The sequence below is a fragment of the Roseospira marina genome (genome assembly GCF_014197855.1).
GTDB classification, from domain to species: Bacteria; Pseudomonadota; Alphaproteobacteria; order Rhodospirillales; family Rhodospirillaceae; genus Rhodospira; species Rhodospira marina.
This window is the reverse complement of record NZ_JACIGJ010000005.1, coordinates 266,925-282,803: the sequence shown is the minus strand read 5'-3', so window position 1 is coordinate 282,803 and position 15,879 is coordinate 266,925. Positions and strand designations below refer to the sequence as shown.

General features: G+C 68.5%; 15 protein-coding genes and 1 tRNA gene. 13 read left to right on the top strand and 3 right to left on the bottom strand.

Going from position 1 to position 15,879, the window contains the following annotated elements:
* Positions 1-48 precede the first annotated feature (48 nt).
* The 9 genes from GGD82_RS09255 to GGD82_RS09215 all read left to right on the top strand — a co-directional run bounded on the left by GGD82_RS09255 (position 49) and on the right by GGD82_RS09215 (position 10,355).
* Positions 49-1,251 (top strand): ABC transporter substrate-binding protein, encoded by a 1,203-nt coding sequence (locus tag GGD82_RS09255; protein WP_150061212.1) that lies wholly within the window; start codon positions 49-51, stop codon positions 1,249-1,251.
* A gap of 66 nt (positions 1,252-1,317) precedes the next feature.
* Complete coding sequence (locus GGD82_RS09250; protein WP_150061213.1) at positions 1,318-2,205, top strand: branched-chain amino acid ABC transporter permease; 888 nt, start codon at positions 1,318-1,320, stop codon at positions 2,203-2,205.
* Entirely contained in the window at positions 2,202-4,034 is a 1,833-nt protein-coding gene (locus GGD82_RS09245; protein ID WP_150061214.1) for a branched-chain amino acid ABC transporter ATP-binding protein/permease, read from the top strand. The genes GGD82_RS09250 and GGD82_RS09245 overlap by 4 nt, the downstream gene beginning before the upstream one ends.
* Positions 4,027-4,731, top strand: coding sequence for an ABC transporter ATP-binding protein (locus GGD82_RS09240; RefSeq protein ID WP_150061215.1), 705 nt, complete (start codon positions 4,027-4,029; stop codon positions 4,729-4,731). Before GGD82_RS09245 ends, GGD82_RS09240 begins: the two co-directional genes overlap by 8 nt.
* 4 nt (positions 4,732-4,735) lie before the next feature.
* Entirely contained in the window at positions 4,736-5,545 is an 810-nt protein-coding gene (gene fabG, locus GGD82_RS09235; protein ID WP_150061216.1) for a 3-oxoacyl-ACP reductase FabG, read from the top strand.
* An 86-nt stretch (positions 5,546-5,631) separates the two neighbouring features.
* Positions 5,632-7,068 (top strand): aldehyde dehydrogenase family protein, encoded by a 1,437-nt coding sequence (locus tag GGD82_RS09230; protein ID WP_150061217.1) that lies wholly within the window; start codon positions 5,632-5,634, stop codon positions 7,066-7,068.
* A gap of 23 nt (positions 7,069-7,091) precedes the next feature.
* Entirely contained in the window at positions 7,092-7,901 is an 810-nt protein-coding gene (locus tag GGD82_RS09225) for a shikimate dehydrogenase family protein (protein WP_150061218.1), read from the top strand.
* 22 nt (positions 7,902-7,923) lie between these two features.
* Positions 7,924-9,543 (top strand): GMC family oxidoreductase, encoded by a 1,620-nt coding sequence (locus GGD82_RS21410; protein WP_150061219.1) that lies wholly within the window; start codon positions 7,924-7,926, stop codon positions 9,541-9,543.
* A gap of 29 nt (positions 9,544-9,572) precedes the next feature.
* Positions 9,573-10,355 (top strand): SDR family oxidoreductase, encoded by a 783-nt coding sequence (locus GGD82_RS09215; protein ID WP_211364701.1) that lies wholly within the window; start codon positions 9,573-9,575, stop codon positions 10,353-10,355.
* Positions 10,356-10,479: 124 nt separating this feature from the next.
* Here GGD82_RS09215 and GGD82_RS09210 read toward each other — a convergent pair whose 3' ends face one another.
* Positions 10,480-10,683 carry a TOBE domain-containing protein gene (locus GGD82_RS09210; RefSeq protein ID WP_150061220.1) on the bottom strand — a complete coding sequence of 68 codons (204 nt, stop codon included), beginning with the start codon at positions 10,681-10,683 and terminating at the stop codon, positions 10,480-10,482.
* 654 nt (positions 10,684-11,337) lie between these two features.
* Here GGD82_RS09210 and GGD82_RS09205 point away from each other — a divergent pair.
* The 4 genes from GGD82_RS09205 to GGD82_RS09190 all read left to right on the top strand — a co-directional run bounded on the left by GGD82_RS09205 (position 11,338) and on the right by GGD82_RS09190 (position 14,818).
* On the top strand, positions 11,338-11,871 hold the full coding sequence (locus GGD82_RS09205; protein WP_150061221.1) for a MarR family winged helix-turn-helix transcriptional regulator: 534 nt from the start codon (positions 11,338-11,340) through the stop codon (positions 11,869-11,871).
* 64 nt (positions 11,872-11,935) lie between these two features.
* Entirely contained in the window at positions 11,936-13,039 is a 1,104-nt protein-coding gene (locus tag GGD82_RS09200) for a type 2 periplasmic-binding domain-containing protein (protein WP_150061222.1), read from the top strand.
* A gap of 121 nt (positions 13,040-13,160) precedes the next feature.
* A complete protein-coding gene (locus tag GGD82_RS09195) occupies positions 13,161-14,231 on the top strand; it encodes an acyl-CoA dehydrogenase family protein (protein ID WP_150061223.1) in 1,071 nt (356 codons plus the stop codon).
* A 98-nt stretch (positions 14,232-14,329) separates the two neighbouring features.
* Complete coding sequence (locus GGD82_RS09190) at positions 14,330-14,818, top strand: methyltransferase family protein (RefSeq protein ID WP_150061224.1); 489 nt, start codon at positions 14,330-14,332, stop codon at positions 14,816-14,818.
* A 4-nt stretch (positions 14,819-14,822) separates the two neighbouring features.
* Here the strand turns inward: GGD82_RS09190 and GGD82_RS09185 are convergent.
* Together GGD82_RS09185 and GGD82_RS09180 are read right to left on the bottom strand one after the other, a co-directional pair.
* Positions 14,823-14,899 (bottom strand) — tRNA-Arg (locus tag GGD82_RS09185).
* A 94-nt stretch (positions 14,900-14,993) separates the two neighbouring features.
* The gene (locus GGD82_RS09180; RefSeq protein ID WP_150061225.1) at positions 14,994-15,824 is read right to left on the bottom strand and encodes an alpha/beta fold hydrolase; all 831 of its coding nucleotides are present in this window, start codon (positions 15,822-15,824) and stop codon (positions 14,994-14,996) included.
* Between the last annotated feature and the right edge of the window lie 55 nt (positions 15,825-15,879).

Below are 15,879 nucleotides of genomic sequence, written 5' to 3'. Positions count from 1 at the left end.
CCGGCACGCGTTCCAACCAAAAAAGTCCGACCACAGATGGAGGAAACGATGAGGATCCGAGCCCTTGCAGCGACATCCGTCCTTGCCCTGACGATCATGGCGCCCCAGGCCATGGCCGAAGTCAAATTCGGCGCCCTGTACCCCTTCAGCGGTCCGCTCGCCCTGTTGGGCGAGGAAAGCGCGCGCGGCCTGGAAATCGCGGTCGATGAGATCAACGCCGCCGGCGGCGTTCAAGGCGAACAGGTCGTGCTGGCCCGTGGCGACGCTGTCGACCCGAACCAGGCGATCGGCGAGGCCCGCCGCCTGATCTCGCTGGAGAACGTCAAGGCCGTCTTCGGCACCTACTCGTCCTCCCGCTCCATGGCGGCCAGCCAGGTCGCGGAGCTGTCCGGCATTCCGTACTTCGAGCTTGGCGCGGTGGCCGACGACATCACCGAGCGCGGCTTCACCTATGTGTACCGCACCAACCCGACCGCCGACAGCATGGCCAAGCTGATCGTCAAGATGCTGGTGGACAAGGTCGCCCCCGCGCTCGGCAAAGAGCCCGGCGATCTGCGCATCGGGATCATCCACGAGGATTCCAACTACGGCACCTCGGTCGCCGGACACCAGGAAGACTACGGCGAAGAGGCCGGCCTGAACATCGTCAGCGTGCAGGGGTATCCGGCCTCGATCGTGGATATGTCCTCCATCGTGCTGAGCCTGAAGGAAGCCAACGTCGACGTCGTCCTTCAGACCTCCTATCAGAACGACTCCGTGCTGTTCCTCCAGCAGGCCAACGAGGCCGGGCTGAAGCCCGCCGCGATCGTCGGCGGGGGCGGCGGCTACTCCATGATGCCGACCGCCGAGGCCGTGGGCACCGACCTGATTGAGGGCGTGCTGGACGCCGACTTCACCCAGTACGCAGTCAACACCGACTTCACGCCGGGGCTCGAGGATTTCGTGGCCGCCTATCGGGACAAGTACGGCAGCGATCCGCGGTCGGGGCACTCGCTGAACAACTATGTCGGCGCCATGGCGATCCTTCAGGCCCTGGACGAGGCCGACGGGTTGGACCCCGACGCCATCCTGAAGGCCGTGAACGCCATCGACATCGAAAACGGCACCACAGCCGCCGGCTACGGCATCAAGTTCGGCGACGGCAACCAGAACGAACGCGCCTTCATGATGGGCATGCAGTGGCAGGGCGGCAAGCTGGTCACGGTGTATCCGGATGACGCCGCCGTGGCGGAGATGGCGATCACGCAGTAACGGCAATGGTCTGGGGCGGCCGGCCACGGCGGGCCGCCTCACGCCCTCAGGACGTCGAGGGACCGCATGGATACGTTTCTTCAGGTCTTGGTCAACGGCATCATGCTCGGTGGTCTGTTCACCATTGTTGCCATTGGCCTGACCCTTATTTTCGGCATCGTGAAAGTCATCAACTTCGCCCACGGCGAATTCCTGATGGTGGGCATGTACCTAGCCTACCTGCTGACGGTCGGGCTGGGCGTGCATCCCTATGTGACCGTGGTCGCGCTGGCGCCCGCCCTGTTCGTCCTGGGTGCCCTCGCCCAGCGGTTCATCATTCAGCCGCTGCTGGCGGCGCGTGACGAGCACGTGCAGATCTTCGCCACGGTCGGTCTGTCGACGGCCCTCATCAACCTCGCCCTGATGGTGTTCGGCGCCGATATCGTCAACACGCCGTCCAGCGGGCTGCGCACGCCCCTGGAGATCGGGCCGGTCCGCGTTCTGATCGGGCAGATCTGCATTCTGGTGACGGCCGTCGTGGCGGTGATCGGCCTTCAGCTCTTCCTCGGCCGCACCAACACCGGGCGCGCCATCCGCGCCGTGGCGCAGAACCGGACGGCGGCCCAGTTGATGGGCATCAACGCCAACCGGATGCATATCCTCACCTTCGGCATCGGCACCGCCTGCGTCGGCGTGGCCGCCGCGCTGGTGGCGCCGCTGTACCCGACCAGCCCGAACATCGGCACCTATTTCGTGCTTACTGCCTTCGTGGTGGTGGTGCTGGGCGGGCTGGGGTCGATCCCGGGCGCCCTGCTGGGGGCCATGGTCATCGGCGTCGTCGACGCTATGTCCGGCTTCTACATCGGGTCCGACCTGCGCGAGGCGGTGGTGTTCGGCATGTTCCTGGTGATCCTGATCCTGCGGCCCTCCGGGCTGCTGGGCTCCCGGTCCACCCTGTCGCACGTGTCGCCATGATCGGCCGCGCCGCATCGAAAGAGGTCGGGACCGGCGCGAAGCGCCGCCGCCCGGCCCTGGCCCCGATGGTCCTGGCCGCGCTGGTGGCCGCCGTCTTCATCATCCCGACGGTGATCGACAACCCGTTCGTCTATCACGTCTTCATCACCATCTGCATTTTCGCGGGCCTCTCGACCGCCTGGAACCTTGTCGGCGGCTATGCCGGGCAGCTCTCGCTGGGGCACATGATGTTCTACGGCATCGGGGCCTACGCCGGCGTGATCCTGATGAACACGGGCGTCTCACCGTGGATCGGCATGCTGGTCGGCGCCGCCGTCGCCGTCGTCGTGGCGGTGATCGTCAGCTACCCCTGCTTCATTCTGCGCGGCCCGTTCTTCGCGTTGGCGACCATCGCCCTGCTGGAGGTGTTCCGCGTCCTCGCCTTGCACTTCCGCGATGTCACGGGCGGGGCCACCGGCCTGATGATCCAGCTTCGGCTGGGCTGGGAGTGGATGGTGTTCCGCGACCGGCTGCCGGCGCTGGTGATCGCCTTCGGCCTGATGCTGGTCTGCCTGTTCGTCGGATGGCTGATCCGGTCCCGTCGCCTGGGGTTCTATCTGGTCGCCACGCGGGAGCGTGAATCCGCCGCGCGCGCCGCCGGGGTGCCGACGGTGCGGGTGCGCCTGGTCGCGGTCGCCGCGTCGGCCGCGCTGACGGCCATGATCGGCACCTACCACGCCATGTACCTGACGTTCATCGAGCCCGGTGCCGTCTTCTCGCTCACCATGTCGATCCAGATCGCCATGTTCGCCCTGATCGGCGGCATCGGCACCGTGTTCGGCCCGTTCCTGGGCGCCCTCCTGCTGGTGCCGCTGACGGAGCTGGTGCGCGGCTGGCTCGGCGCCCAGGCGCTCGGCCTGCACGGCTTCGTCTACGGCACCGTCCTGGTGCTGGCGGCCCTGTTCATGCCGGACGGCATCATGGGTCTGGTCGCCCGGTTCAAGGGCACAGAAGGGCGCCCGGACGACAGCACCGCCCCCCAGGCCGAAGCGATCGCGGCCGAACCCAGGCAACCGGCGGACACCACCGAACCCACCCCGCAACCCGCCACGGGCGCGGAGATCATGCGCGTCGACGGCCTGAGCAAGAGCTTCGGGGGTCTGCGCGTGATCGAGCACGCCAGCTTCACCCTGCGCGAGGGTGAAATCCTCGGCCTGATCGGCCCCAACGGCGCCGGCAAGACCACCCTGTTCAACATGATCTCGGGCTTCATGGAGCCGGATCAGGGCGACGTCGCGGTGCGCGACCGGGCCGGCGACTGGGTGCGGCCGAAAAGCCCCATGGAATACGCCGCGCTCGGCATCGGACGAACGTTCCAGATCGTGCAGCCCTTCGCCGCCATGACGGTGGAAGAGAACATCATGGTCGGCGCCTTCCACCGCCACGGCCATGTCGGGGACGCCCGCGCGGTGGCGCGGGAGACGGCGCACAAGATGGGCCTCGGCCCCTATCTGGACGCCGAGGCGCGGGGCCTGACCATCGGCGGGCTGAAGCGGCTGGAGGTCGCCCGGGTCATGGCCATGGAGCCGCGCGTCCTGCTGCTCGACGAGGTCATGGCCGGCATCAACCAGACCGACGTCCGCCGCGCCATCGACCTGATGCTGTCCATCCGCGACGGCGGGGTGAGCATCATCGCCATCGAGCATGTGATGCAGGCGGTGATGTCGCTGTCCGACCGGGTCATCGTTCTCAACTCCGGCCACATCATCACCGAGGGGCCGCCGCGCGAGGTGGTCCAGGACCCGGAGGTGATCGAAGCCTACCTTGGGAAAGAGTTCGCCCATGCTTGAGCTGAGGGATGTCCACGCCGGCTACGGCCCGACCACCATCCTGCACGGCGTGTCGCTGACCGTGCAGGCCGGGGAGGTCGTCACCATCGTCGGCGGCAACGGCGCCGGCAAGACCACCACCCTGCGCGCCATCGCCGGGGTGGTGTCCACCACGGCCGGTCAGATCCTGTTCGAGGGCGAGGACATCAGCACACTGTCCCCGCACGACATCGTCGATCTGGGGATCACCATGATCCCGGAGGGGCGCCAGTTGTTCCCCGACATGACGGTGCGCGAGAACCTGCTGATGGGAGCTTATCGTCCCGCGGCGCGCGCCGCCCGCGCCGACACGCTGGAGGAGGTTCTGACCCTGTTCCCCCGCGTGCGGGAGCGGATCGACCAACGCGCCTCTCACCTGTCCGGCGGCGAACAGCAGATGGTGGCCATTGCGCGCGGCATGATGGCCCGGCCGAAGCTGCTGATGTTCGACGAGCCGTCGCTGGGCCTCGCACCCAAGATCGTCTCGCAGGTGTTCCAGGTGATCGAGCAGATCGAGGCCTCGGGCGCCACGGTGCTGATCGTCGAGCAGAACGTCTTTCACACCCTGAAGGCGGCCAACCGGGGCTATGTGCTGGAGAACGGCGAGATCGTGCTGTCCGACGACGCCGAGGCCCTGCTGACGAACGACCATATCCGCCAAGCCTATCTGGGAATCTGAGCCGATGAGCGAGAGGGAAATCAATCCGGAGGCGTTCGCCCGGCGCGACAGCCACGCCGGCCGGCGGGTGCTGGTGACCGGCGCGGCCAAGGGCATCGGGCACGCAATCGCCCAGGGCTTCGCCGCCCGGGGCGCCACCGTGGGCGTGCTGGACCTGAAGACCGACGAGGTCGCCGACGCGGTGGCCGCGATCACGGCCGGCGGACGCGGCCGCGCGGTCGGCCTGCCCGTGGACGTGGCGGACTATGCGGCGCTGGAGGCGGCCGTTCAGCAGACGGCCCGCGACATGGGCGGGCCGTTCGACACCGTCATCAACAACGCCGGCATCTCACCCAAGCACGACGGCGTGGCGCACAAGGTGTGGGAGATGGACCCGTTGGAGTGGCGCCGGGTGGTCGACGTGAACCTGACCGGCACGTTCCACACCATCCGGGCGCTGACCCCGTCCATGCGGGAGGCCCGGCGCGGCTGGATCGTCAACATGTCATCGGTGGCGGGCAAGACGTACTCCCCCATCGTCGCCTGCCACTACGCCGCGACCAAGTCCGCCATTCTCGGCTTCACCAAGCATCTGGCGGCCGAACTCGGGCCGTTCGGGGTGCGGGTCAACGCGCTGGCACCGGGGCGGATCGAAACGCCGATGGTGCGGGGCGTCGCCCCCGAGATCAACGCCGAGCAAGTGGCCATGACCCCCCTGGCCCGCCTGGGCCAGCCGGAGGAGGTGGCCGATGTCGCGCTCTGGCTCACCAGCCCGGAAGCCAGCTTCGTCACCGGCCAGACCATCGACGTGGCCGGCGGCCTGTACATGACGTGATCGGGCCGGATTGGACGCCCGCCCGGCCCGAAAACCCCGCCCTGCCTGAAAACCCCGCCCTGCCTGAAAACAATGAAGAGAGCCCCATGTTCCAGAACCTGATCGGCGGCGAGTGGGTGGACGCCCCGGACGCCACGGAGAACGTCAACCCGTCGGACACCCACGACGTCATTGGTGCGTTCGCCCACGCCGACGCGGCCGCCGTCGACCGGGCGGTGGACGCCGCCCGCGCGGCCTTCCCGGCCTGGGCGCGCACCACGCCGCAGGTCCGCCACGATATCCTGCGGCGCGCCGCCGACGAGGTGCTGGCGCGGGCCGAGGAGCTGGGCCGCATCCTGTCGCGCGAAGAAGGCAAGACGCTGGCCGAGGGCATCGGTGAAGCCACCCGCGCCGGGCAGGTGCTGGCGTTCTTTGCCGGCGAGGCTCTGCGTTGCGGCGGCGAGACCGTGCCCTCGATCCGGCCGGGGGTCGGTGTGGAGATCACGCGGGAGCCCCTAGGTGTCGTGGGACTGATCACGCCCTGGAACTTCCCCATCGCCATTCCGGCCTGGAAGATCGCCCCCGCCCTGGCCTGGGGCAACACGGTGGTGTTCAAGCCGGCGGAGCTGGTGCCGCATTCGGCCTGGATGCTGACCGACATCCTGCACCGGGCCGGGCTGCCGGCGGGCGTGCTGAACCTCGTCATGGGGCCCGGCGCCGTGGTCGGGGACCGTCTGGTGGCGCATCCCGACGTCGCCGCGATCACCTTCACGGGCTCCGTGACCACCGGCCGGCGGGTCGCCGCCGGATGCGTGGCGGCGCAGCCGATGAAGAAGGTCCAGCTTGAGATGGGCGGCAAGAACCCGTTCGTTGTTTTGGACGACGCCGACCTTGAGACCGCCGTCTCCTGCGCCCTGAACGGCGCCTTTTTCTCCACCGGGCAGCGGTGCACCGCGTCGTCGCGCCTGATCGTGACCGAGGGCATCCACGACGCCTTCGTGGCGGCGCTATCCGAGCGCCTGAAGGCCGTCACGGTGGGCCACGCCCTGGAGCCGGACAGCCAGATCGGCCCGGTGGTGGACGAACGCCAGCTTGCCAGCAACGAACGCTACCTGGACATCGGCCGGAGCGAGGGGGCGCGCCTGCTCTGGGGTGGGGAGCGCCTGAACCGCCCGACCCCGGGGTTCTATCAGTGCCCGGCCCTGTTCACCGAGGTCGACAACGGCATGCGCATCGCCCGGGAGGAGATCTTCGGTCCGGTCGCCGCCGTGATCCGCGTCAAGGACTACGACGCGGCACTGGCCGTCGCCAACGACACCGACTTCGGCCTGTCCGCCGGGATCGCCACCACCAGCCTGAAATACGCCAGCGATTTCAAGCGCAACGCCGAGGCTGGCATGGTCATGGTCAACCTGCCGACGGCAGGCGTGGACTATCACGTGCCGTTCGGTGGCCGGAAGGGCTCCAGCTACGGCCCGCGCGAACAGGGGGCCTACGCCCGCGAGTTCTACACCGTGGTGAAGACCGCCTACACCCAGCCCTGACCCGCCCCACAGATGCCCCACAGATGAAGACCCGCCCGATCATGATCACCGGAACCACGCGCGTTTACGGCGTCCTCGCGGACCCGATCCATCACGTTAAAACCCCGCAGGTGATGAACGCGCTGTTCGAGCGTCACGGGGTAAACGGCGTGCTCGTGCCCCTGCACGTCCGGCCGGACGGATTGGCGCGGGCGCTGGACGGCCTGCGCGCCCTCGCCAACGTCGGTGGCTTCATCGCCACCGTGCCGCACAAACCCGCCATGCTGGACCTGTGCGACGATGTCACCGAGGCCGCCCGCCGGATCGGCGCGGTCAACTGCGTGCGGCGCGAGGCCGACGGCCGCATGGTCGGGGCCATGCTGGACGGCATCGGCTTCGTCGAAGGCCTGCGCAGCGCCGGGATCGACCCCAAAGGTTGGCGCGCCTATGTGGCCGGGGCCGGCGGGGCCGCCAGCGCGATGGCCTTCGCCCTGGCCGAGGCGGGCGTGAGCCATCTGACCATCGCCAATCGCACCGAAGCGAAGGCCCGCGCCCTCGCCGAGCGGGTGGCCGAGACCTATCCGGCCCTGACGCTTTCGACGGATGCGGGGACCGTGGCCGGGCATGATCTGGTGGTCAACGGCACCTCCGTCGGCATGGCGGAGGGCGACGGCGCCCCGTTGGACACCGATCAGCTTCAGCCGAACATGGTGGTGGCCGAGGCCATCATGCAGCCGGTCATGACACCACTGCTGACCGCCGCCCAGGCGCGGGGCTGCCGGATCCAGCCCGGGCTGCCGATGCTGGAGTCCCAGATCGTCCTGATGGCGCGCCACATGGGCGCGATCGCTTGACCGGAGCAGGAGGCCGCACACCGTGACCGCCGATGCGCTAGGCTCGTTCGACTACATCATTGTGGGGGGAGGAACGGCGGGCTGCGTGCTGGCCAACCGACTGAGCGCCAGCGGGCGTCATTCGGTCCTGCTGCTGGAGGCCGGCGGGGAGGCCAGCAGTCCCTGGATCGCCATTCCGGCGGGGTTCTACAAGCTGCTGACCAATCCCCGCTACAACTGGAACTTCCAGACCGAGCCCGAGCCCGGAACCATGAACCGCGCCATCGCCATTCCGCGCGGCAAGGGGCTGGGCGGATCCACCCTGATCAACGGCATGATCTGGGTGCAGGGCCAGCCCGGAGACTACGACGGCTGGGCGCAGCAAGGCTGCCCGGGCTGGCGCTTCGACGACGTGGCGCCGATCTTCCGCCGCCTGGAACGGTATGTGGGACCGGCGGGCGCAACCCCGCGCGGCCGGCACGGACCGGTGGACATCCGCGAGGTGGTGGAGCGCCCGGCCATCGGCACGGCGTTCCTGGAGGCCGCCGCGGCCGCCGGCCATCCGCTCAACCCGGACTACAACGGCGCCCGTCAGGACGGCTTCGGATACTATCAGGTCAACCAACGTGGCGGCCGGCGCGCCGACGCGGCCCGCGCCTATCTGGCCCCCGCGCGCACACGGCCCAACCTCACCGTCCGAACTGGGGTTCACGTCACCGGCCTGACCCTGGAGAACGGGCGCGCCACGGGCGTCACCGCGCGGCAGGACGGCCGCACCGTCGCATTCAAAGCAACCAGCGAGGTGATCCTGGCCGCTGGCGCCATCCAGTCGCCCCAGATCCTGGAACTGTCCGGCATCGGCGATCCGGCGATCCTTGGGCCGCTGGGACTGCCGGTGCGGGTTGCGGCCCCAGGGGTCGGCGCCAACTACCTGGATCACTTCTGCACCCGGCTGAACTGGCGCGTCACCCGGCCGATGACGCTCAACGAGGACACGCGCGGCCTGCGTCTGGTCGGGCACGTGCTGCGCTACCTTCTGGCCCGGCGCGGCATCCTGACGTTCGGGACCGGGTTGGGCTATGGCTTCGTGCGCACACGGGCGGATCTGGACGGACCGGACGCCCAGTTCTTCTTCATGCACGCCAGCTACGCCAACGCCGCCGAGCGCAAACTGGAACCGCACCCGGGCATGACGCTGGGCGTGACCCAGTTGCGCCCGACATCGCGCGGCAGCGTGCACGCGCGCTCGCCCGATCCCCTGGACGCCCCGGCCATCCGCCCCAACATGCTGGACGCAGAGGAAGACCAGCGCTGCATGATCGACGCCATGCGCCTCGGCCGCACGGTCATGGAGCAGGCGCCGCTGACCCCCTTCCGCGCTTACGAGATGAGCCCGGGCGACGCCTGCCAGACGGACGCGGACTGGCTCGCCTTTGCCCGCGAGACCGGCCAGACCATCTACCACTCCGCCGGGACCTGCCGCATGGGCACCGACCCCGGGGCCGTGGTGGATCATCGCCTGCGGGTGCGCGGAGTCGAGAACCTCCGCGTCATCGATGCCTCGGTTATGCCCGCCATGGTCTCCGGCAACACCCAGGCCGCCGTGTTCATGATCGCGGAAAAGGGCAGCGACATGGTCCTGGCCGACGCCCGAACCCGTTAATGACAGACACGTTTCTGGAGACTCCTATTATGACCGACCTGACTGGCATGACCGGCCTGACCGGGGCCGGCGCCATCGTCACCGGCGCAAGCAAGGGCATCGGCGAGGCCACGGCGCGCCGGCTGGCCGAAGCGGGTGCCACCGTCGTGCTCGCCGCGCGCAGCACGGGGGAGATCGAGCGCATTGCCGGCGAGATCCGTGCGGCCGGCGGCCGGGCCCTCGCCGTCGCCTGCGACGTGGCCAAGCCGGAGGACGTCCAGGCGCTGGTCGAGGCCGCCCGCGCGGAGGCTGGCCGGCTGGATATCCTGGTCAACAACGCCGGCCTGATCGAGCCCATCGCCCGCCTGACCGACAACGATCCGGCGGCCTGGGCCGAGGTCCTCGACGTCAATGTCAAGGGTGTCTATTACGGCCTGCGGTACGCCCTTCCGGTGATGCAGGCCACCGGCGGCGGCACGATCATCAACCTGAGTTCCGGCGCCGCGACCCTGCCGTTCGAGGGCTGGAGCCACTACTGCGCCTCCAAGGCCGCCGTGCTCGCCCTGACAAAATGCACCGATCTGGAATACCGGGATGCCGGTATCCGCGTCGTGGGCCTCAGCCCCGGGACGGTCGCCACCGGCATGCAGGTCGCCATCAAGGCGTCGGGCATCAACCCAGTGAGCGAATTGGACCCGAACGTGCACATTCCGCCCGACTGGGTGGCGCGCACAATCGTGTATTTGTGCGGTCCGGAAGGCGCCGCCCATGCCGGTACCGACGTCTCGCTGCGGTCGGAGGCGATTCGCCGCGCCGTCGGCCTGACCGCCTGACCCGAGCGCGGACATCAAAGGACGTACCGTGCGGCCGGTCCCCATTCCGTGCATGGGAACCGGCCGGTTCAGCGCTGTTTACCGATACGCAATGGACCGAACTCATCCGGTCCATGGCCTGGGTTTACTTCGCCAGCATGACCTCGGTGGCCTTCACGATGGCCGAAATTTCGTCGCCCACCTTCAGACCGAGATCGTCGACGGCTTCCACGGACACGATGGAGCACACGGTCTGACCACCGACGTCGACCTTGACCTTGGCGACGATCTGACCCTTGGCGATGTCGGTCACGGTCCCCTTCAGGGCATTGCGAGCACTGATGTTCATGAGAGGATTCCTTACATTTCCAAAAGGTCCGGCGCACATGTTCGCCGGACCTAAAAACGACTAGGCCACACGCAATACGACGTCAACACAAAATGGATGCGGCTTCCGTCGTATACTTATGGGATATAGCGCGATATCCGGCTATGACGTTCAAAATGTCGTTCCATATCGAATAAAATTGCGGTGTGTCCTTGTGTTTATTCGCCGATCGCACCCCTGGATATGGCGGCGTCACCCACGGGTGACCGCGAAAAAGACACCACGCTGTAGAGCATCGGCGAAACCCGCCATGGGAACCGCGCGCACGGATTGCTGATACCGGGGCGAAGCACCCTGGCGGGAACGGCAAACGTTTCTTGACCGTCGCCCTCCTGGTCTGCGGTCGCCCGCACGCACCAGCCGCGCACGGCGGACCCGAACCATTCCCCACCGGCCTTTCCTTGGAAGCATTCCGGGCGGCCATTCCGATCCATCCGCGGCGACTCGTTCCGGCCGACCGGCCGCGGCGGTCCCGTCCTATCACGCCACGTCCGGCCCGCACCGCCATGCTGCGCCACAGCATATTCGCTGCACTGCGCATATATTTATGAGACATAATAATTATTGAACATAACCAAGATTTCCGTACCATGACTCGGGACAAGGAGACTCAGCATGCCACGCGCCCGATCGAACTCGACCGCCCCCACCCCCTCGGCTTCGTCTCCAGACACGGTGTTCGAGGGCGCGATCCGTGGGATGGTCGGCTACAACCTCAAGCGCGCCTACATCGTACTGCACGCCGCGGCGCGGGCGGCGGCGGAGGACTTCGGCCTGCGCGTTCCGACGTTCAGTTGCCTGTCCGTGATCGTACGCAATCCCGGCATCACGCCGTCCGCCCTGGCCGAGCACCTGAAGATCGAGCGCCCCAACCTCGTCGTCATCGTGGACGAGCTGGAAACGCGCGAGCTGATCCGCCGGACGCAGATGAAAACCGACCGCCGCCGCTACGAGCTCACCGTGACGGTGCGGGGCCGGCGGCTGCACGACCAGGCCGCCGAGGCCATCCGCGACGCCGAGGCGCAGTGTCTTCAGGGGCTCGGCGCCGAGGATCAGGCCCGCCTGATCGATCTGTTGAACAAAATCGAAAACGCGATGACCGAGGCCCCGGTATCGGCCGCCGAACACACCGGCCCGCCGCCGCCGTAGCACGCCCCGGCACGGACGACACAGCCGCGAGACACACAAAAAAAGCGGCGACAGGGAGGAAAACATGACGGGAAAACTTGCGACACTGGCGCTGGCGAGCGCGTTATGGGCGGCGGGCCCCGCGGCCCAGGCTGAGACCATCCGCGCGACCAGCGGCTTCGGCCCGGCGCATGTGCTGGCCACCGACATCTACCCCGAGATCGCCAGCCGTCTCGAGGCGTTCACGGACAGCGCCTGGACGCTGCGGGACACCCCCTCGGGCCTCGTGGCGCCGAATGAGATGAGCGCCGGGCTACGCGACGGCGTCACCGAGATGGGCACGCTGCTGATGCCCTATTTCCCGGCTGAGTTTCCCGACGCGGCCTTGCCGTCCGAGCTGTCGATCGTCGGCCGGCGCAACCTCGCCATCTCGTCGGCGGTGACCGAATACGTGGCCACCTGCGCCCCGTGTCAGGCCGAGTTCGTGCGCAATGGCCAAGTCTACCTCGGCACCGACGCCACCCCGCCCTACAACCTGCTGACCACGTCACCCGTGCGACGTGTCACGGATCTCCAGGGCCTGCGCATTCGCACCGGGGCGCCGCTGTACGCCGGCCTCGTCGATGCCATGGGCGGTGAGGCGACACAGATCCCCTCCTCCGAGCTGTTCGAATCGCTCAGCCAGGGCGTTATCGACGGCACCTTCAGCGGCAATCACGAGATCATCGCCAACCGGCTCGGTGACATCATCACCTCTGTCACCGAGATGGAGGAAGGCGTGTTCAACGGCTCGGCCGCCGCCACGACCAGCCAGATCCTGTGGCTGCGCATGACGCCCGAGGAGCGGGCGGCCCTGGCCCGCGCGGCGCAATACGGCATCGCCAAGGGTCTGTTCGGCTATCGCGACGATGCGGCCGCCGCGCGGGACATCGCGGACATCGAATTCATTCCCATGGACGAGACGCTCGCGGCGGCCAAGGAGGCCTACAACGCGGAGCGTCTGGCCGCCGCCGCCGGCATCCTTGCGGATCGCGGTGTCAAGGACGCCCAGGCCAAGATCGACCGCTACATCGCGCTCGTGGAGAAGTGGGAAGGCCTGATCACGGACGACATGACCTACGAGGATCTGGCGGAGCTTCGCTACGCCGAGATCTTCGCAAAGCGCGACATGGCCGCCTACGGTCTCTGACCGCTCCCCTCCCCAACCCCGTCCAGCCCAACCCTGCCCCGCTTCGGGATAGGGCCCCACCGGCCTCGCGAAGGACCGTTCGCGTCGTCGCCTTCGGCTGCCCGTTTTTTGGGAGAGCACCATGCACCGCCTTGAAACATGGATCGGCCGGATCAGCGCGGGTGTCGTGTCGCTCGTGCTGCTGGCCATGATGCTGCAGATCGTCGTCGACGTAATCATCCGCGGCGTCCTGGGCGCCGGGTTCCCCGCCACCGGGGAGCTGGTCAGCCGCTACTACATGGTCGCGATCAGCTTCGTCCCATTGGCCATGGGCCTGCATGCCTCACCGACCTGCCAGCTTGCGTTCGATGGCGCCGAGGGCGAGTTGGTGGGCGAGGAAGGGAACGGCCTCAAGGCCATGTTCGCCATGATGAACCACGCCCGCCTGGACGTCGCGTTGCAGGGCGTGGCCCACGCCGCCCGCGCCGCCGATCTGGCGCGCCGCTACGCCGAGGAGCGCAAGCAGGGCCGCGACGCGACCGGGACCGTGGTCACCATCGACCTGCACGCCGACGTGGCGCGCATGATCGACACCTGCGACGCCCTGGCGTTGGGCGGACGGGCGCTGTGTCACATCACCATGGTGGCGCAGGAACGCGGGACGGATCCGGACTTCGTCGCGTTCATGACGCCGGTCTGTAAGTATTTTTGCACCGAGGCCGGCACGCGCGCCGCCGATCTGGCCATTCAGGTCATGGGCGGTTACGGCTATCTGCGGGAATACGGGGCCGAGCAGAACTGGCGCGACAGCCGGATTTGCGCGATCTACGAGGGCACCAACGGCATCCAGGCCCGCACCACGGCAACACGGTCGCTGGCGATGAACGGTGGCGCCGGCGTGCGCGCGTTCGCGGCGTTCGTGCGCGAGAGCGGCGCCGACCTGGCGGCGGCGGCGACGGCCTGGGAGGACGAGGCCCGGCAAGTGGCCGCCAGCAACGATCCGGCGGCGGAGGCGCACCGCTTCATGGAGCACACCAGCGCCTTGGCCTACCGGGCGGCCTGGGCACGAATCGCCGCCGTGGCCGAGCGCGCCCCCGATCCGGCGCGCCTGACCCGGCTGGCCGCGCCGATCACGACCAGCACAGGGGGCAACACTGGGGGCGAAGACGGCGTAGCGCGGGCAAGCCTTGGGGATGCGCGGCAAACGGCGTAGGGTGGAGTCTCGAAATACGCGCACGCGGGCCGCGTGCGGCGATCCCCGCCGCACGCCCGGCTCGCGCATCGACCCGTGCTCCTGTCGAAAGAGGCTCCATGACCGCCACGCCTGCCGCCCGACCCCGCCCGCGCCGCCCCCTGCTGTCGCGCATTCCGCCGCCGGTGATGTTCACCCTCATGCTGGCAGGCACCATCGCCGTGGCCCGGTTTCTGCCGGGCCCATTGCTGTGGGCGTGGCCGACCAATCTGGCGGGTGCCGTTCTGATGCTGGCCGGGTTGGTGCTGGCGGTCGGTGCCGTGATGGCGTTCCGGCGGGCCGGCGTGTCGCCCCGTCTGTTTGAGGGCGGGCCGCAGGTCGTCTCGCACGGTCCCTTCAGCCGGACGCGCAATCCGATGTACCTGAGCCTGATCGTGACCCTGGCCGGCGCGGCCACGGTCATGGGGCACGTGCTGCCCTATGCGGGGCCGGTGCTCCTGTTCCTGTGGTTCGACAGGGTGTTCGTGCCGCGCGAGGAGGCGGTGCTGGCCGCCCACTTCGGCCCCGACTGGAGCGCCTACACCACGCGGGTGCGGCGCTGGGTCTAAAACCTGGCGCGCCCGGCAGGACTTGAACCTGCAACCGTCCGCTTAGAAGGCGGATGCTCTATCCAGTTGAGCTACGGGCGCTTGAGGATGGGTGTTTGAGGATGGGTCTTTGGCGGGGCCTGAACCACGCCGTGCGTACCATACCGTGACCCGGCTCCGTCCGTGTACCCCAAAATCACGGCGCGCGGCGCGCATCGGCCGTACCCGTCCAGCGCCCCACCGTGTCCGCCATCGCGGCGAGCACCGGGGCGCGGGCCTGATGGTGCGGCACATGGCCGCAGTCCGGCACCATGAACGGCGTGACGGGACCGCAGACCCCAACGACGATGGCTTCGACCTGGGCGATAGTGCCGTACTCGTCGGCCTCGCCCTGGATCACGAGCAGCGGGCACCGGATGGACGGCAACCGGTCGGTCATGCACCAGCCCGGGAACGGCGCTGTCAGCCAGGTCGCGTTCCACCCCCAGAACACGCCCTCGGTGTTGCGGCCGTGCCAGCGCGCCAGCTTGGCCCGCAGATCGCCGCGCAGGAACGCGGTGCGGGCGGCCCGGATGCCCGCCAGCGTGACCGGCTCGACGAACACATGGGCGGCCTCGGTCACGGCACCCAGCAAGCCCGCCGGACGCAGCGCCGCGTACAGCAGCGCGATGGAGCCGCCGTCCGAGTGCCCCACCAGCACGATCCGGTCGAGCCCCAGGGCGTCCAGAACGCGGGGCAGAACGTGCTCGGCCTCGTGCTCCAGATAGCCCACCGGGCGCGGCCATGCGCGCAAAGGGTCGGAGCCACCGTGACCGAGACGATCGTAGACCACCGCCGGGAGGCCGGTAGCGCGGCATAGGGCCTCCGGCACGTCCTTCCACAGGCCGATGCTGCCCAGGCCCTCGTGCAGGAAGACCAGCGTCGGGGCGCCCGGCGCCACGGTCGACGGAGTCACCCGCCGCACCGACAGACGCCGCCCATCAACAGCGACGGCGGTATCCTCAACGACAAAAGACGGATCGCGCATCGAACCCTACGGCGCCGTATGGACAGAGCATCCCATCCGTATCACCCAAGCCTTG

Excerpts from the sequence above, each read along its gene's own strand:
- GGD82_RS09210 (WP_150061220.1), bottom strand. The coding sequence starts at position 10,683 with ATGAACATCAGTGCTCGCAATGCCCTGAAGGGGACCGTGACCGACATC.
- GGD82_RS09240 (WP_150061215.1), top strand. The coding sequence starts at position 4,027 with ATGCTTGAGCTGAGGGATGTCCACGCCGGCTACGGCCCGACCACCATC.
- fabG (WP_150061216.1), top strand. The coding sequence starts at position 4,736 with ATGAGCGAGAGGGAAATCAATCCGGAGGCGTTCGCCCGGCGCGACAGC.
- GGD82_RS09195 (WP_150061223.1), top strand. The coding sequence starts at position 13,161 with ATGCACCGCCTTGAAACATGGATCGGCCGGATCAGCGCGGGTGTCGTG.
- GGD82_RS09255 (WP_150061212.1), top strand. The coding sequence starts at position 49 with ATGAGGATCCGAGCCCTTGCAGCGACATCCGTCCTTGCCCTGACGATC.
- GGD82_RS09180 (WP_150061225.1), bottom strand. The coding sequence starts at position 15,824 with ATGCGCGATCCGTCTTTTGTCGTTGAGGATACCGCCGTCGCTGTTGAT.
- GGD82_RS09245 (WP_150061214.1), top strand. The coding sequence starts at position 2,202 with ATGATCGGCCGCGCCGCATCGAAAGAGGTCGGGACCGGCGCGAAGCGC.
- GGD82_RS09205 (WP_150061221.1), top strand. The coding sequence starts at position 11,338 with ATGCCACGCGCCCGATCGAACTCGACCGCCCCCACCCCCTCGGCTTCG.
- GGD82_RS09190 (WP_150061224.1), top strand. The coding sequence starts at position 14,330 with ATGACCGCCACGCCTGCCGCCCGACCCCGCCCGCGCCGCCCCCTGCTG.
- GGD82_RS09200 (WP_150061222.1), top strand. The coding sequence starts at position 11,936 with ATGACGGGAAAACTTGCGACACTGGCGCTGGCGAGCGCGTTATGGGCG.
- GGD82_RS09250 (WP_150061213.1), top strand. The coding sequence starts at position 1,318 with ATGGATACGTTTCTTCAGGTCTTGGTCAACGGCATCATGCTCGGTGGT.
- GGD82_RS09230 (WP_150061217.1), top strand. The coding sequence starts at position 5,632 with ATGTTCCAGAACCTGATCGGCGGCGAGTGGGTGGACGCCCCGGACGCC.
- GGD82_RS09225 (WP_150061218.1), top strand. The coding sequence starts at position 7,092 with ATGAAGACCCGCCCGATCATGATCACCGGAACCACGCGCGTTTACGGC.
- GGD82_RS09215 (WP_211364701.1), top strand. The coding sequence starts at position 9,573 with ATGACCGACCTGACTGGCATGACCGGCCTGACCGGGGCCGGCGCCATC.